Below are 15936 nucleotides of genomic sequence, written 5' to 3'. Positions count from 1 at the left end.
GCCACCGCCATCGTAGCTTGGCGAGCCTCGGGCAGGGCCCGGGCCTACGGTTAGTGACATGACCACGCGCGACAACACAGACGACGATGACGGGGATGTCATCGCGGCCAAGCCGCGCCCGTTCTGGGTGGCGGGCAGGCCGGAGGGCAGCGGACAGACCCTCGATGTGCACCACCCGTACGACGGCACTGACGTGGCGACGGTGTCCGTGCCGGAAGCCGATCACGTCGAGCGCGCGATCGCGGCGGCGGCGGCCGTGGCGAAGGAATTTCGGTCCACACCGGCACATGTGCGTGCCGCCGCGCTGGACCACGTGTCGCGGACACTGGCCGAGCGGTCGGAGGAGATCGCGGAGACGATCACCGCGGAGAACGGCAAACCGCTGAAGTGGGCGGAGATCGAGGTCGCGCGGGCGGTGTCGACGTTCCGCTTCGCCGCCGAGGAAGCGCGCCGTTTCATCGGCGACTTGCAGCGACTCGACACCGACGCGAACGGCGAGGGCAGGCTGGGCCTGATCCGGCGACGGCCGCGCGGACCGGTGCTGGCGGTGGCGCCGTTCAACTTCCCGCTGAACCTGGTCGCGCACAAGGTCGCTCCCGCGTTGGCCGTCGGCGCCCCGGTGATCATCAAGCCGGCTTCGGCGACGCCGCTGTCGGCCCTGCTGCTCGGGGAGATCCTGGCGGAGACGAACCTGCCCGCCGGAGCGTTCTCCGTGCTTCCGGTTCGCGGGTCGGAGATGTCGGCACTGGTGGAGGACCCGCGGCTGCCGGTGATCTCGTTCACCGGATCGACGAAGGTCGGCTGGGGGATCATGCGGTCGGCGCCGCGCAAGCACGTGGTGATGGAGTTGGGGAGCAACAGCGCGGCGATCATCTGCCCGGACTGGACCGACCTCGACCACGCGGCGAAGCGAATCGCGCTGTTCGGCAACTACCAGGGCGGGCAGTCGTGCATCGCGGTGCAGCGGGTGATCGTGCACCGGGACCTGGCCGACGCCTTCGTTCCCGCGCTCGTCGCCGCCGTGTCCGGGCTGCGCACCGGGGACCCGCACGACCCTGAGGTCGAGGTAGGGCCGGTCATCGACGAGGACAACGCGGCGCGGGTCACCGACTGGATCGCCGAGGCCGTCTCGGCGGGCGGCCGGGTGCTGACCGGCGGCAACCGCAAGGGGACGACGATCGAGCCGACGGTGCTGATCGATGTGCCCGCCACAGCCAAGGTGAGCTGCGAAGAGGTGTTCGGGCCGGTGCTGGTGGTGTCGGTCGTGGACTCGGTGGACGAGGCGTTCGAGCTGGCCAACGGCACGGAGTACGGGCTGCAGGCCGGGGTGTTCACGACCGACCTGCGGGTGGCGTTCCGGGCGGCGGCGGAGCTGGAGGTGGGCGGCGTGGTCATCGGCGACGTGCCGTCGTACCGGGCCGACCAGATGCCGTACGGCGGGGTAAAGGGCTCCGGCACCGGGCGCGAAGGGGTGCGGTCGGCGATGGACGACTACACCGAGGACCAGACGATGGTGCTGTCCGGGATTGATCTTTAGGCCCGGTGGATCGACTGGGCGAAGGTGAAGATCCGGTCAGGGTCGTAGCGGCGGGCGACGGCACGCAGGCGGCTGAGGTTGGCGCCGTAGTAGAGAACGCCCCAGTCGGGCATGGCCGCCTCGATGTAGTTGACGTACCCGCCGCGCGCGCCGAGCTTGCCCACGCCGTCGCGCACCTCGGCGACGGCGCGGGCGGCCGCTTCCTGTCCGTCGGGGGTGGCTTTCTGGTAGATCTGCACGGTCGCCAGGGCGTCGCGGTGCGGGAAGGCGGTGTCGGCGGGTTTGACCGCGTTCACGGCGCCGCCGAGCGAGTCGAGCAGGATGTCCAGGTCGACGCGGCCGTCCAGCAGGTTGGTCAGCCCGGCGGGGTCGCTGACGGGCTTGGTGAGGATGCGGGAGGACGCGACGAACGCCTCGCGCGGCTGGGCTTCGGGGGCGCAAGAGCGGTTGGCGCAGCCACCGAAGTAGCGCATCGCGTCGAGGTAGCGGCGCTGGCCGACCATGCGGTTCGTCTGCCGGGTTCCGACCGCCTTGACCAGGGTGTCGAGCAGTCGGTTGAGGGTCGCCTGGGAGCCAACGAAAGCCCCGCCGACCCGAGCGTGCGGCGGGGAGCCCGCGGCGATGACGCAGTTGGACCACAGGTCGACCGGTGCCCGCGCCACCCAGTTCTGCCACGCCCCGACGACCGCGGGGGCGGCCCCGGCGGGGAAGGTGAGCTCGAAGACGACCAGGTCGGGGGCCGGGTCGGTGGCGAAGGTGAACGACGTGACGATGCCGAAGTTGCCGCCACCGCCGCCGCGCAGGGCCCAGAACAGGTCCGGGTCGGCGTCCGCGGTGACGTCGCGGAGCATGCCGTCGGCCGTGACGATCTGGATCGCGGTCAGCTTGTCGCAGGTCAGACCGTATTTGCGGGACAACACCCCGATGCCGCCGCCGAGGGTGAGACCGGCGATGCCGACGGAGGGACACGACCCGGCCGGGATGCAACGGCCCACCTGGGCGAGGGCGGTGTAGACGTCGAACAGGCGGGCACCGGCACCGATCGTGGCCGTCGTGCCTTGGATGTCGACCTTGTTCATGCCTTTGAGGTCGACGACGAGACCGGAATCGGGGACGGAGTAGCCGGCGTAGCTGTGGCCGCCGCCGCGGGCGGCGATGGGGAGGTAGGACTGGCGGGCCGACTCCACGCAGGCCTGGACTTGCTCGGGGGTCTGCACGGTGGCGACCGCGGCGGGCTGCCTGCGGTCGAAGAAGGTGTTGTAGGAGCGGCGGGCCGTGTCGTAGTCGGGGGAACCGGGTTGGGTGAGGGCCGCGACTTTTGCTCTCAGCGCTTCCCAATCGGGCGCGACCGCGGTGGGACGGGGTGGGGAGGCGGTTGTCGTGGGTGTAATGGAGGGCTGTTGTGCGGTGGGCTTGGAGCAGGCGGCCGTCGCCGCCCCGACTCCGGCAGCCCAGAGCAACGTGCGCCTGTTGATCCCCAAACCGGCACCTCCCGGTGCGATTGCACCATTCGGCGGGGGGTGGTGCTAGTCGGTCGCGTTCCCAGTGGACTGTTGGGCAGCCCTCTGGCTGACCCATCCACAGGCGCGGCGGAGGGCGCTGGGTAACTCGGCGGCGGTGGTTTCGGTGAGGGTGGCGGCCAGGTAGCCGTCGGGGCGGACCACCGCCAGGTCGGTCGGGGCGAGGTCGAGCGCCTCCGCTGCTTCCCGGGATAGACGGACCACCTTGGTCTCCGGGACCGAGTCGGGGATGTTCGGGGTGGCGGCTTCCGGGCCGAGGAGCACCGTGAAGGTGGTGCCGAAGGTGTCGCGCAGGCGGATTCCACCGAGTTGGAAGTCGGGGCAGAGGACGCCCGGGATGGATGGGCGGGGAGTGCTTGGTTCCGTGGGGAAGGTCGTGGTGTCGGCACCGGGGGTGGTCAGTGGGGAATCCAGGTACCAGAAGGGTTCCGAGAGTTTGCCGGAGTTGATCTCGGCTCGGGCCGCCGGGTCGTGGATGCTTCGTTCCAGGACGTCTCGGCGGCGGGCCCGCTCGGTGTCGTCGGCGGGGACCAGGAAGCGCATGGTGGTGGCGGTGACTTTGAGGTTCTCGTCGGCCGCGGCACCGCGTTCGGTGTCGTAGGTGGCCAGCAGGTCGGGGCCCGCCCAGCCGGACCGGACGGCGGCGATCTTCCATGCCGCGTTCTCGGCGTCGGCGAGGCCGGAGTTCATGCCGCGGGCCCCGAACGGGCTCATGACATGGGCCGCGTCGCCTGCCATGAACACCCGGTCGACCCGCATCCGGGGGACGCGGCGCTGGTGGAAGCGGTAGACGGACGCCCAGAGCAGGTCGTAGGCCGTGGTCTCACCGATGATCTGGCGGACCCGAGCGTGCAGGCCGCCGTTCTCTTGTTCGGTCTCGAGATCGAAGTCTTCGGGGACCTGCCAGTCGATCCGCCATACCGAGTCGGGCTGCGGGTGCAGCAGCACCTGCCTGCCCGGGTTCCACTCCGGGTCGAAGTAGAAGCGGCGCTCAGGGACCGGGAAATCGAGCTTGGCGCGGATATCGGTGATCAGGAACTTGTCGTTGAACGAGCGGCCTTCGAAGGGGAGTCCCAGCATGGTGCGCACCGTGGAGCGGGAGCCGTCGGCGGCGATGCAGTGGGTGCCGCGGACGTCGTGGCCGCCGGTCGCGGTGTCGACTGAGAGGCTCACACCGTCGTCATCCTGGGTGAGCGCGACGACGGTGTTGCCGTAGCGCACGTCGATCAGGGGGTCCTGCGCGGCTCGGTCTTCGAGGAGTTGCTCGACGATGTTCTGCGGGGTGTTCACGAACGGCGGGAACAGGCCGGGCGGCGTCTCGGGGAACGCCATGGCGACGACCTCGTGCTCGCGGTAGAACATCCGGCCCGAGTACCAAGTGACCCCGGCGTCGATGACCTTCCTGCCGACGCCGGCGCGCTCCAGGATGTCGAGGATGTCGCGCTGGACGCAGATGGCTCGGCTGCCGATGAGGGTCCGGGTGGGCCTGGACTCCAGGACGATGCTTGGAACCCCTTGGCGGGCAAGGAGAATCGCGCCCGTCAGGCCGACCGGTCCGGCGCCGACGATGACGACCGGGTCGCTCACTTCTCCCCCTGCAGGCTCGCCCAGACCTCACGGTCGCGCTCGGCGGTCCACACGATCGGCCAGTCGACGCCGTCGAGTTCGTCCCAGTAGCGCTGGACGTCGAAGGGCAGGCAGTGCTCGAAGATCGGCCACCGGCCGTACTCGGGTTCGAGCGCGGCGTGGGTGGCGGTGAACGCCTCGGCGACGGTTCCCTTGCGGCGGTGGACTTCGCCGACGATGCGGCGCAGTTCGTCGAGGAAGTGCCTGCTCTGCGCGATGGCGGCATCGACAGCGGCCCGCCCTTGCGCGACCTCGCCGCGACCACCGACCACGGTCTCGGCACCGAAGGCGGCCACATTGTCCAAAGTGGACGTCGCCCAGTCGTCGTGGAAGGCGTCGCCGGTGTAGAGGGCGGCGTGGGACTCGACCAGGTCGCCGGCGAACAGGATCTTGTGCTTCGGCAGCCAGGCGACGATGTCGCCCGCGGTGTGGCCGCGGCCGCAGTAGGCGAGGACGAGATCACCCCGATCGCCGCCGAGCGGGATGGTCAGCCGGTCGGTGAAGGTGATCGTCGGCCAGGTGAGCCCCGGGATGCTCTCGGGCTCCTCGAACAGCCGCGGCATCCGGCCGAACTCACTGGCCCAGTCGGCTTCCCCACGCTCGGCGATCAACTGCCGCGTGACCTCGTGCGCGACGATCTCCTGCGCGCCGAACGCGCCGGCACCGAGCGTGCGGACCGCGTGGTAGTGGCTCAGGATCAGGTACCGCACCGGTTTGTCGGTGCGTTCCCGCAGCTGGTCGAGCCACCGACGGGCCGCCACGGGGGTCGCCCTGGCCTCGAAGCACACCAGGAAGTCTTCGCCCTCGACGGCGCAGACGTTCGGGTCTCCCTCGGCCGTGAGCGCGTAGACGCCGTCGGCGAGATCGGTGAACGTCTCGACTTTACGTTGCAGGTCCGCACTGGACGCGAATGCCTTTGTCACTCCTCCACAGTGCCACTCGCAGGCGTCCAGCAAAAGATCCTCTGCCGCGCCTGTGGACAACTCCGCGTCAGCGCAGGTCGGACAGGTCCTCGGTTATCTCGGAGGCGCTGAACGCCACCGGATCGAAGTCGGCGGCATTATCGAGCCCGAGCCATTCGAGCAGCTCCGCGTGGTCCTCATGGGCCGGATCGGCGAGGACTTCGACCAAGTCGGCGTATCCGTCGATCCCGCCACAGTCCTCGGGCGGCGCGGCTCGGCGGCCTCCCGTGCACCGAGGCAAGGTGCCTGCCTTGCCGGGTTCGAGCACCTTCTCGACCACGATCTCGTGGTCCCAGGCGTCGCCGAAGTCGTACATGTAGTCGAGCTTGCTGCCCACTCCGGGTGCTACCTGTTCCAGCGTCACCGAACGCGGCGACTGGTGGCCGATCTCGGGGCCGGCGTTCCCGAAGTCGCCGAACGGCGTCTCAAAGACGTGCAGATGGGAGTCGGCCCAGTCGAACGCGACCTGGATCACCTGGTGCAGTCGAGGCAGACGGATGTCCGCGGGCACTTCGAGCCGTCGCCAAATGGGCGGCTTGGCCCCGCGCAACCCGACCTTGATCTGGTACACCGGCGCGGGGCCTGCCGCCTTGGTCCGCTTCTTCGGCAGCTTCGGCGGCTTCGGCCGCGGCAACACCGGCCCGACCGCACCCTCGCGGTGCGGCGGTTTCGGCTTGTCCGGCGCGGGCATGGCACTCATCCGCGCCCGAACGATGGCGGCCAGCACCGCGTACGGCGGGCCGTCCTCGTCGATCTCCACGGGGTCGTTGCCCGCGGCGGCGTCTTCGTCGTCGTGGACGGCACGCGCGTCCAAGGCCGCCTCCACCCGCCACCGGAACTCGGCCGCGTCCACCCGCTCGCGCGAGCCCTCGGACTCGATCATGGCCCGCATCTGGGGAATGTTTTCGTCGTCTACCAGGAAGACCTCGGACGCCTCGCCGCAATCGAACTCGTCCACGGCGATGACAACCCCGTGCGAACGGCCCGCGCGCTGGAACGACGCGGCGAGCACGGTGCCGCCTTCCTCAGGCTTGGACACCACCCAGCACTCCGTCGCGGTAACCGGCGTCCGTAGTTCGTCGGCCCAGCCCGGTCTCGGCGAACCCGATTCGACCAATCGGTCTGCGGCCGTCCACGCGGCCCGCGCGACCCGCTCATCGGCGACCGATCCGAGCGCGACGAGCAACGCGACCGTGCCGTCACCCGGCTGGCTCTCGAGGTCCGGGATCAGACCTTCCACCAACGCTTCGCCGAACGCGACGGGGTCCTCGACTCCGACGGTCATCATCCCCGCGCCGAACAGCTCGGCCTCGATCGGATCTTCGGCGCCGAACAGGTCGGCGCCGCCCGCGATCAAGCTGTCCAGCACAGCCTGCTGATCGATGTCCGGGTTCGTACACGCGGGACAGTCACAGGGTTCAGGCTCACCGGACCAGAGCACGGCGGGTCGGGTGCCCTTGCTCTTGTTCCTGCGCTTGCGTCCACGGCTGACGGGGCTCATGGCCCTTGATTGTTCCCCATGGCTCAAGTCCCGCCCGAGCCACCCGAACTCTCTTGCCGCAAGCAATTCCGCCAGATCCACACCATCGGATGACTCCGGCCCGCGAGACACTCTCGCGGGCCGGAATTGTCGGTGGTCGTCGGGATGATCGTGGTGTGTCCGAATTGGAGATCCACCACAACGACCCCGGTCGGTTCTGGGCCTCGCGCGGCCCGGAACTCGCCGAGGCGATGGTCGCCGTGGTGGCGCGCATTCGGGCCGAATACGCGACTTTGCTGGAGTTGGTCGGCGAGGTGGATCGCGGCGATATCCACCGACTCGCCGGGTACGGTTCGCCCGCGATGCTGATCTCCGCGTTGACGAGGGTCAGCCCCAAACAGGCGAAGCGGCTCTTGGCGCAGGCCGAACTGGTGTGCCCGACGCTGACGCCGACGGGCCACGAAGCCCCGCCGCCCCTTCCCGCCACCCATGCCGCCCTGTCCGACGCGGCGATCGACGGCGAGCACATCGAAGTGATCGCCCACGCGATGCGGGATATGCCGGGCTGGGTCGACGAACCGGCACGGGTGGAGTTCGAGCGGGCGCTTGCCGAGCAGGCCCGCACAGCCGACCCCGCGCAGCTGCGGGCGAGCGCGGACCGGATGCTCGCGGTGCTCGACCAGGACGGCCCGGAACCCGCCGCCGCGCCCGCACCGCAGCCGTGCAACCACCTGTCCTGGCGCAAGCGCCGCGACGGTCGGGTACGAGGTGCGTTCGAGTTGTGCCCGGCCGACGCCGCGACGTTCACGGCGCTGATCGAACCGCTCAGCAAGCCCGACCCGACTTCGGCACTAGCGGACACCCGTACCCAGGCCGAACGCAACGGCGACGCCTTCGCCCAGATCTGCGACCTCGCCATCGCCGACCCGAACCTGCCGACCGAGGCAGGCGAACGTCCGCACGTGAACGTCACGATTCCGCTGGCCGCCCTGGAATCCCGCGTCGGGCACGCGCTGCTCGACGGCGCGGGCCTGCTCAGCGCGGGCGCGGCCCGAGTGATCGCGTGCGACGCCAAGCTCCTGCCGCACGTGCTCGGCGGTTCGAGCCAGCCGCTCGACGTCGGCCGGGCCCGCTACACCGTCCCGGCACACCTCCGGCGCGCGCTGATCCTGCGGGATCGCGGCTGCTCGTTCCCGCGCTGCGACCGCAGACCTCGTGCCTGCGCCCCCCACCACGTCGTCCACTGGGCTGACGGCGGGTCCACCGCCCTGAACAACCTGGCCCTGCTGTGCGTCCGCCATCACCGCCTGGTCCACAACAGCGATTGGGCGATCCGCATCGGCACGGACGGGATGCCGGAATTCACCCCGCCCGCATACCTCGACCCGTTACGAAGTCCGCTCCGCAACACCCTGCACCTGAGGGCCGCGTAGCGGCGGCGTTCTGGGAGTCCCGGACACCGGTGACCTGCGCGACGGAAGGGGGTCCGCGGTTCGCGTGCCGGTGGACGATCAAGGCCGAAATCCAGCAAGCCCTCGCCTGATCAGCGAACGTCGACGATCTTCAGCCGCAGCGCGCCCGGGGCCTCGGCGGGGACGGCCGGGTTGACGGGGGCCACGGGCTTGATCCGCTGGTAGCCCTCCGCCTGCACCGGACGCGGGTCGGGTTCGCCCTTGTTGGGCCAGAAGGAGAACGCGCGCTCGGACTGGGCGGCGATCGTCAACGACGGGTTCACACCCAGGTTGGCCGTGATGGCGGCCCCATCGACAACCGAGATTCCGGGGTAGTTGAAAACCCGGTGGTACGGGTCGATGACGCCGCGGGACTCGTCGTCGGCGATGGCGCAGCCGCCGATGAAGTGGGCGGTCAGCGGGATGTTGAAGACCTCGCCCCAGGTTCCGCCCGCGGTGCCGCCGATGTGCTTGGCGGTCAGCTCGTTGGCGACCTGGCCTGCCGGGATGTAGGTCGGGTTGGGCTCGCCGTGGCCCTGCTTCGACGTGTACTTGCGCCTGCCGAACAAGCCGGGCTTGGTATAGGTGGTGATCGAGTTGTCGAGGCTCTGCATCACCAGCAGGATCACCGTCCGCTCGCTCCAGCGGTACCCCTGCAGCAGGCCCATCGACTTGATCGGGTGCCGCACGAGGAAGCGGGCGGCCTGGCGCCAGCGGGGCACGGTCGAGCCGCCGTCGGTGGCGATGGTCTGCATCAGGCTCATCGCGTTGCTGCCCTTGCCGTACCGCACGGGCTCGATGTGGGTGATCTCGTCCGGGTGGATCGACGACGTGATCGCGACGCCGGAGCTGTAGTTGTTCGCCGGGTCGACCTTGTTCCGGGCGGCGCCGATGATGGACTCGGAGTTGGTCCTGGTCAGCTCGCCCAGCTTGGTCGAGAGCTTCGGCAGGACGCCCTTGTCGCGCATGGTGTGGAGCAGGTTCTGGGTGCCCCAGGTGCCCGCGGCGAGCACGACCCGGCCCGCCGTGATGGTCCGGCGACCCTTCCTGACGCGTTTGCCGGTCGCGCGCACGTCGACCTCGTAGGTGCCGTCCTCGCGCTCACGCAAAGCGGTGACAGTGGTCAGCGGCAGGACCTCGGCGCCGCCCTGCTCCGCCAGGTACAGGTAGTTCTTGACCAGCGTGTTCTTCGCGCCGACGCGGCAGCCGGTCATGCAGGAGCCGCACTCGGTGCAGCCGGTGCGCTCGGGGCCCACTCCGCCGAAGTACGGGTCGGCGGCCTTCTCCCCCGCCTCGCCGAAGTACACGCCGACCGGTGTCGGGTGGTAGCTGTCGGCAACGCCCATGTCGGCGGCGACCTTCTGCATGACCTCGTCCGACGGCGTCACCGTCGGGTTGGTGACCACGCCGAGCATCCGCGACGCCTGGTCATAGTGCGGCGCCAGCTCCGACTCCCAGTCGGTGATGTCAGCCCACTGGCGGTCCTTGTAGAACGGCTTGAGCGGCTTGTACAGCGTGTTCGCGTACACCAGCGACCCACCGCCGACACCCGACCCGGCCAGCACGACGACGTCCTTGAGCAGGTGGATCCGCTGGATGCCGTAGCACCCGACCGCGGGCGCCCAGAGGTATTTGCGCACGTCCCACGAGGTCTTGGCGAACTCGTCGTCGGCGAAGCGGCGGCCCGCCTCGATCACCGCGACCCGATAGCCCTTCTCAGTGAGCCGCAGCGCGGCCACGCTGCCGCCGAAGCCCGAACCGACGACAACGACATCGAAGTCCGGGTTGTTACCGGTGAGTTGCGTAGCCATAGGCAGAGATTAAGGGGCTGAACTGCAAGTGACCAGAGTCTGACCCAAGATTTCCTGTGACTATGAGTAACAGTCAGCTTTCCTTGAGGTCAGAGCGCAAAATTCCGTACAGGACCACGTCCCTGCGGACTCCCCCGCGAAGCTGCGCGCCGCGCACGACGCCCTCGCGGAGGAACCCCGCCCGCTCCAGCACCGCACAGGCGGCCACGTTCTCGACATCGGTCGCCGCCTCGACCCGGTCGAGGTCGGTCGTGGCGAACAGGTGCCGGACCAGCAGCCGCGCCGAGGCCGCGCCCACCCCTCGACCTCGGGCGGCGGGCAGCAACATGATGCCCAGATTCCAGGCGCCGCACGCGCGGGTGCGGCCCCAACCGGTCTCGTGCCAGCTCAACACCCCGAGGAGCTCGCCGGTCTCGGCGTCGAGCACCGAGACCCGCGACAGCCCCACGGGCGGCGCCTTCGGCCGGTCGTCCGGGTCGACGTCGAAAGCGCCGTCGCTCGCCGCGACCATCGCGGCCATGTCGGACTCGAGCTGGTCGGCTAGGACGACCCGGCCGACCGCCGCGACGACCTTCCTCACGATCGGACCGTCAAACCGACCTTCTGGAATTCCTTGAGGTCGGAGTACCCGGTCTTCGCCATCGCGCGACGCAGCGCGCCGAACAGGTTGACCACGCCCTCCGGGTCCGACGACGGCCCGAACAGCAGGGTCTTCAGGTCCACCGGCTCGCGGTAATTGACCTGCTCCACGCTGCTGCGTGGCAGTGACGGGTGGGCGGCAGCCGGGGTCCAGTACAGGCCCTTGGCGGGCGCCTCGCTCGCCATGGCCAGCGGCGCGCCCAGCATGACCGCGTCCGCGCCGCAGCCGATCGCCTTGGCGATGTCGCCGCTGGTGTAGATCCCGCCGTCGGCGATGACGTGCACGTAGCGGCCGCCGGTCTCGTCGAGGTAGTCGCGGCGCGCGGCCGCGGCGTCGACGATCGCGGTCGCCATCGGCACCCCGATGCCCAGCGCCCGGTCGGTCGTGGTGACACCGCCGGAGTCGCCGTAGCCGACGATCACACCGGCCGCGCCGGTTCGCATCAGGTGCATCGCGGTGCGGTAGTCGTGCACACCGCCCGCGATGACCGGGATGTCGAGATCGGCGATGAAGTCCTTGAGGTTGAGCGGCTTCTCGGTCTCCTCACGGGCCACGTGCTCGGCCGAGATGATCGTGCCCTGCACGATGAGGATCTCGACACCGGCCGCGACCAGGTGCGGGGTCAGCTCCGCGGCGTGCTGCGGGCTGACCCGCGCCGCGACCGTCACACCCGAGTCGCGGACCTGCTTGATCGCCTCGGTGATCAGGTCGATCCGCAGCGGGGCCGCGTGCAGCTCCTGGAGCATGCCGACCAGGCCCGGGTCGCCGTCGTCGTCGGAGTCGGCGGCCTCGACCAGGTTCGCCAGCACCTTCTCCGCGCCCGCGTGCCGGGCCCACAGACCCTCGGCGTTGATCACGCCGAGCCCGCCCTGCTGACCGACCGCCACCGCCATGGCGGGCGAGACGACCGCGTCCGTCGGGTGGGTCATCAGCGGGATGTCGAACCGGTAGGCATCGATCTGCCACGCGGTGGAGACGTCCTTGGACGACCGTGTGCGCCGCGACGGCACGATCTCGACCTCATCGAGCCCGTAGGCCCGCCGGGCGGTCCGACCCATGCCGATGTCGACAAGATCCCGCACTTGGGTGTTCCTCTCAGTGCACTGACTAGCGAGTGGTGTAGTTCGGCGCTTCGACGGTCATGGTGACGTCGTGCGGGTGGCTCTCCTTGAGGCCCGCGGCGGTGATCCGGATGAGCTGCGCCTGCTGCAGTTCGGTGATGGTGCGCGAGCCGGTGTAGCCCATGCCCGCGCGCAGCCCGCCGATCAGCTGGTGCACGACGCTCGACAGCGGCCCGCGGAACGGGATGCGGCCCTCGATGCCCTCGGGGACCAGCTTGTCCTCGGCGAGCACGTCGTCCTGCGCGTAGCGGTCCTTGGAGTAGGACCGGGCCTCGCCACGGGACTGCATGGCGGCCAGCGAGCCCATGCCTCGGTAGCTCTTGAACTGCTTGCCGTTGACGAGGATCAGCTCGCCCGGCGACTCGGCGGTGCCCGCGAGCAGGCTGCCGAGCATGACGGCGCTGGCGCCCGCGGCGATCGCCTTGGCGATGTCGCCGGAGTGCTGGATGCCGCCGTCGCCGATCACCGGGACCTTGACCGGAGCACACGCCAGCGCGGCCTCGTAGATGGCCGTGATCTGCGGGACGCCGACACCGGCGACCACGCGGGTGGTGCAGATGGAGCCGGGGCCGACGCCGACCTTGACGCCGTCGGCGCCCGCGTCGATGAGCGCCTGCGCGCCCGCGCGGGTCGCCACGTTGCCGCCGACCACGTCGACCGCGTCGCCGAGTTCCTTCTTCAGCCGGGTCACGATGTCGAGGACCGCGCGGGAGTGGCCGTGCGCGGTGTCGACCATCAGGACGTCGACACCGGCGTCGAACAGGGTCATCGCGCGCTTGTAGCCGTCGTCGCCGACGCCCACGGCCGCGCCGCAGATGAGCCTGCCGTCCGGGTCCTTCGTGGCGTTGGGGTACTGCTCGGTCTTGACGAAGTCCTTGACGGTGATCAGGCCGCGGAGCTTGCCCTCGCCGTCGATGATCGGCAGCTTCTCCACCTTGTGCCTGCGCAGCAGGCCCAGCGCGGCCTCCGCCGACACCCCTACCTGGGCACTGACCAGCGGGCCCTTGGTCATGACCTCGCTCACCAGGCGGGTGTGGTCGACCTCGAAGCGCATGTCGCGGTTGGTGATGATGCCGACGAGGGTGCCCTCCGCGTCGGTCACCGGCAGGCCGGAGATCCGGTAGCGCGCGCACATCGAGTCGACCTCGGCGAGCGTGTCGTTCGGGGAGCAGGTGACCGGGTCGGTGACCATGCCCGCCTCGGACCGCTTGACCGTTTCCGCCGCGCGCGCCTGCTCCTCGATCGACAGGTTGCGCTGCAGGATGCCGATGCCGCCCTGCCGGGCCATCGCGATCGCCATGCGGGCCTCGGTGACGGTGTCCATCGCGGCCGAGGCGAGCGGGATGCGCAGCGTGACATTGCGCGAAATCCGGGTCCCCGTGTCGACCGTGCTCGGGATCACATCCGACTGTGCGGGCTGGAGCAGGACATCGTCGAAGGTGAGGCCCAGGGTGGCGAACTTGTGGGGGACTCCGTCAGCGTTGAGCTCGCTGGTCATGATGGGTGGCGGACCTTCCTGCATGGCTGGCGGACCCGGTGGCCGGACCGGGGGTTCGGGGGTGGCCTGCGGCCGCGCGGCGGGGTCGCTCGGGGTCGCGAAGTGCACGGTTCCACCATGGTATCCGGGCGCGTTCGCGGGTCGGCCCGGTACCGTGCGTGGTCGTGCCGCATGACTCAGTCCCCCCGGGCTCCGGGGCGCTCCCGCCGGACCCGTTCGCGGGCGACCCCGACGACCCCGCCCGCGCGCTGGACGAGCCGCAGGAGGAGTCGGGGGCGCCGATGTCCGGTGAAGAGCGGGTCGAGCTACTCGACGACCTGGCCGACCTCGCGGTCTACCAGGCGCTCCTGCAGCCGCGTGGCGTGCGCGGGATCGTCGTGGACTGCGGCGAGTGCCAGGAGCCGCACTTCCACGACTGGGCGCTGCTCGCGGCCAGCCTCGAACAGCTGCTCAACGACGGCCAGATGCGGCCGCACGAGCCCGCGTTCGACCCGGACCCCGACGCGTACGTGAGCTGGGAGTACTGCCGCGGCTACGCCGACGGCGTCACCGCTTCGGAGACCGCGCACTGAGCTGACCCGCGCAGCTGCTTACGAGGTGGTCACCGCACCCGGGCTTGCCTCGGTGAGGCCGCCCTGACCGGTGTTCGGCGCGGCTCCGCCGTCCGAGGTCGCGGGATCCGAGCGGGGCTCGGTCTGCGGCTCGGTGGGCGATGTCGTCGGCACCTCGGTGGTGCTCGACGGCGCGCTCGGGGTCGTGGACGGCGGCGAACTCGGTGAGGAGGGCTCAGGCGTGGTCGGCTCGGTGGTCGGCATGGCACTCGACGGCGCGACGGTGGTCGGGTTGGCCGACGGCGGCGGCGCGGCCTCGTTGGCCGGGCTGCCGGGCAGCTGGGAGACCAGGTCGCTGTGCAGCGCCGCGAGGACGGCCTGGCCGTCCTCCGACGACACCGACGGCAGGCCCTTCTGGGCCTCGTCGAGCTTGTCCTTGGCTTCGGCCAGCTTGCCCTCGGCCAGCGCGGTCTGGGCGATGCTCAGGTCCTGGCGAACCGACGCGGCGGCTTCGACCGAGCGGGCGTGGTCGGCATAGAGGACGCGGGTCAGACCCCAGAGGGTGTCGCCCGGCTGGGCGTCCTTGGCGGCGAGACCGGCGCCGGTGAAGGCGATGGCGAGGACCGCGGCGGCCGCGGCGAACGGCACGAGCAGGCGCGGCCTGCGGCGGTTGCGGGCCTTGGCGGCGATGACGGTGGCGACGGCGTACTTGGTGTCGACGAGCTCCTTGATCGGCTCGGCGTCGACGTCGTCGCGCCAAGACGACAGCAGCGCGGCGAGTTCGTCGTCGCGCACGCCTGCCTCGTCCGGGATCTCGCCGCGGATCGCGGCGCCGAGTGCGTCAAGGAACGCGTCGTCGGCGTGCACGAGCGAGAAGTCGACGGCGTCATCGAGTTCGGACGCGTCGAGCCTGCCGAACGGGTCGCGATCCGGCCCGTTCAGGTCGAAGTCGTCGCCGAACCGCAGGCCGAAGTCGACCGGAACGACGGTGCCGTGCTCTGGGTTCTCGGAGCGGGGCAGGGTGAGTTCTGCCTCGTCGTCACGACGTCTGTCGTGTTTGCCCTGGTCGGACACTCAGACCACCTCCTCCGCTGACAATGTCTTGCGCAGCCGGGCCAGCGCCCGGTGTTGGGCCACCCGGACCGCGCCCGGGGTGGAGCCCACGGCCTCGGCGGTCTCTTCCGCCGAGAGGCCGACCACGACGCGCAGCACTACGATCTCACGCTGCTTGTCGGGCAGGACACGCAGTAGATCACTCATCCGCCTGCTGAGTTCTCCCTGCATGGCTCGCTGTTCGGGGCCCGCGTCCAGCTCTGGCTCGTCGGGCACGTCGGCGACGGGCTCGGCACGGTTTCGTGCGGAGGCCCGATGGGCGTCGGCCACCTTGTGCGCCGCGATCCCGTAGACGAACGCCAGGAATGGTCGACCTTGATCGCGGTAGCCAGGCAGTGCCGTCAACACCGCGAGACACACCTCCTGGGCCACGTCGTCCGCCGAGGCGAACGAGCGTTCCTGCCTTCCGACACGGGCACGGCAATAGCGCACTACGAGGGGCCGAACGGACGCGAGGACTCGTCCGATCGCCTGAGGGTCGCCCTCGACGGCAGCGCTTACCGAAGCGTCCAGTCCGTCCCCCAATGTGGTCATCGCAGGTTGCAGCCTTGGCGTTACTAGTGCGGTCGATTGATGGACACGGTCCAAGGCGCTCACCTCAGTGCGTCGGCACCCACGGTACCGCC

General features: G+C 70.1%; 13 protein-coding genes. 3 read left to right on the top strand and 10 right to left on the bottom strand.

Going from position 1 to position 15936, the window contains the following annotated elements; all coding sequences use genetic code 11:
• Positions 1–58 precede the first annotated feature (58 nt).
• Entirely contained in the window at positions 59–1537 is a 1479-nt protein-coding gene (locus tag ACUZ2Y_RS23515) for an aldehyde dehydrogenase family protein (RefSeq protein ID WP_476322377.1), read from the top strand.
• On the opposite strand, the gene ACUZ2Y_RS23510 is transcribed toward ACUZ2Y_RS23515, so the two are convergent.
• The 4 genes from ACUZ2Y_RS23510 to ACUZ2Y_RS23495 all read right to left on the bottom strand — a co-directional run bounded on the left by ACUZ2Y_RS23510 (position 1534) and on the right by ACUZ2Y_RS23495 (position 7146).
• Complete coding sequence (locus tag ACUZ2Y_RS23510; protein ID WP_476322374.1) at positions 1534–3018, bottom strand: FAD-binding oxidoreductase; 1485 nt, start codon at positions 3016–3018, stop codon at positions 1534–1536. The two genes, ACUZ2Y_RS23515 and ACUZ2Y_RS23510, sit on opposite strands and share 4 nt — an antisense overlap.
• Positions 3019–3063: 45 nt before the next feature.
• On the bottom strand, positions 3064–4644 hold the full coding sequence (locus ACUZ2Y_RS23505) for an FAD-dependent monooxygenase (protein ID WP_476322371.1): 1581 nt from the start codon (positions 4642–4644) through the stop codon (positions 3064–3066).
• Complete coding sequence (locus ACUZ2Y_RS23500; RefSeq protein ID WP_476322368.1) at positions 4641–5606, bottom strand: MBL fold metallo-hydrolase; 966 nt, start codon at positions 5604–5606, stop codon at positions 4641–4643. Before ACUZ2Y_RS23500 ends, ACUZ2Y_RS23505 begins: the two co-directional genes overlap by 4 nt.
• A gap of 67 nt (positions 5607–5673) precedes the next feature.
• The gene (locus ACUZ2Y_RS23495; RefSeq protein ID WP_476322365.1) at positions 5674–7146 is read right to left on the bottom strand and encodes a plasmid pRiA4b ORF-3 family protein; all 1473 of its coding nucleotides are present in this window, start codon (positions 7144–7146) and stop codon (positions 5674–5676) included.
• 155 nt (positions 7147–7301) lie between these two features.
• Here ACUZ2Y_RS23495 and ACUZ2Y_RS23490 point away from each other — a divergent pair, with 155 nt between their 5' ends.
• Positions 7302–8558 carry an HNH endonuclease signature motif containing protein gene (locus ACUZ2Y_RS23490; protein ID WP_476322362.1) on the top strand — a complete coding sequence of 419 codons (1257 nt, stop codon included), beginning with the start codon at positions 7302–7304 and terminating at the stop codon, positions 8556–8558.
• Between the two features lie 110 nt (positions 8559–8668).
• Here ACUZ2Y_RS23490 and ACUZ2Y_RS23485 read toward each other — a convergent pair whose 3' ends face one another.
• From ACUZ2Y_RS23485 to guaB, 4 genes are all read right to left on the bottom strand, one after another.
• Positions 8669–10387 carry an FAD-dependent oxidoreductase gene (locus tag ACUZ2Y_RS23485; RefSeq protein ID WP_476322359.1) on the bottom strand — a complete coding sequence of 573 codons (1719 nt, stop codon included), beginning with the start codon at positions 10385–10387 and terminating at the stop codon, positions 8669–8671.
• A gap of 73 nt (positions 10388–10460) precedes the next feature.
• Complete coding sequence (locus tag ACUZ2Y_RS23480; RefSeq protein WP_476322356.1) at positions 10461–10967, bottom strand: GNAT family N-acetyltransferase; 507 nt, start codon at positions 10965–10967, stop codon at positions 10461–10463.
• Positions 10964–12109 carry a GuaB3 family IMP dehydrogenase-related protein gene (locus tag ACUZ2Y_RS23475; RefSeq protein WP_476322353.1) on the bottom strand — a complete coding sequence of 382 codons (1146 nt, stop codon included), beginning with the start codon at positions 12107–12109 and terminating at the stop codon, positions 10964–10966. The genes ACUZ2Y_RS23480 and ACUZ2Y_RS23475 overlap by 4 nt, the downstream gene beginning before the upstream one ends.
• A 25-nt stretch (positions 12110–12134) precedes the next feature.
• The gene (guaB, locus tag ACUZ2Y_RS23470) at positions 12135–13646 is read right to left on the bottom strand and encodes an IMP dehydrogenase (RefSeq protein WP_476322350.1); all 1512 of its coding nucleotides are present in this window, start codon (positions 13644–13646) and stop codon (positions 12135–12137) included.
• Positions 13647–13804: 158 nt separating this feature from the next.
• On the opposite strand from guaB, the gene ACUZ2Y_RS23465 reads away from it, so the two are divergent.
• Positions 13805–14218, top strand: a complete 414-nt coding sequence (locus ACUZ2Y_RS23465; protein ID WP_476322347.1) for a DUF5319 domain-containing protein — start codon at positions 13805–13807, stop codon at positions 14216–14218.
• A gap of 18 nt (positions 14219–14236) precedes the next feature.
• Here the strand turns inward: ACUZ2Y_RS23465 and ACUZ2Y_RS23460 are convergent, their stop codons facing one another.
• Positions 14237–15271 (bottom strand): anti-sigma-D factor RsdA, encoded by a 1035-nt coding sequence (locus ACUZ2Y_RS23460; RefSeq protein WP_476322344.1) that lies wholly within the window; start codon positions 15269–15271, stop codon positions 14237–14239.
• Complete coding sequence (locus tag ACUZ2Y_RS23455; protein ID WP_187218371.1) at positions 15272–15844, bottom strand: sigma-70 family RNA polymerase sigma factor; 573 nt, start codon at positions 15842–15844, stop codon at positions 15272–15274.
• Positions 15845–15936: the final 92 nt, after the last annotated feature.

The sequence above is a fragment of the Actinokineospora sp. UV203 genome (assembly GCF_056323665.1).
This window is presented reverse-complemented; position numbering and strand designations above follow the sequence as displayed.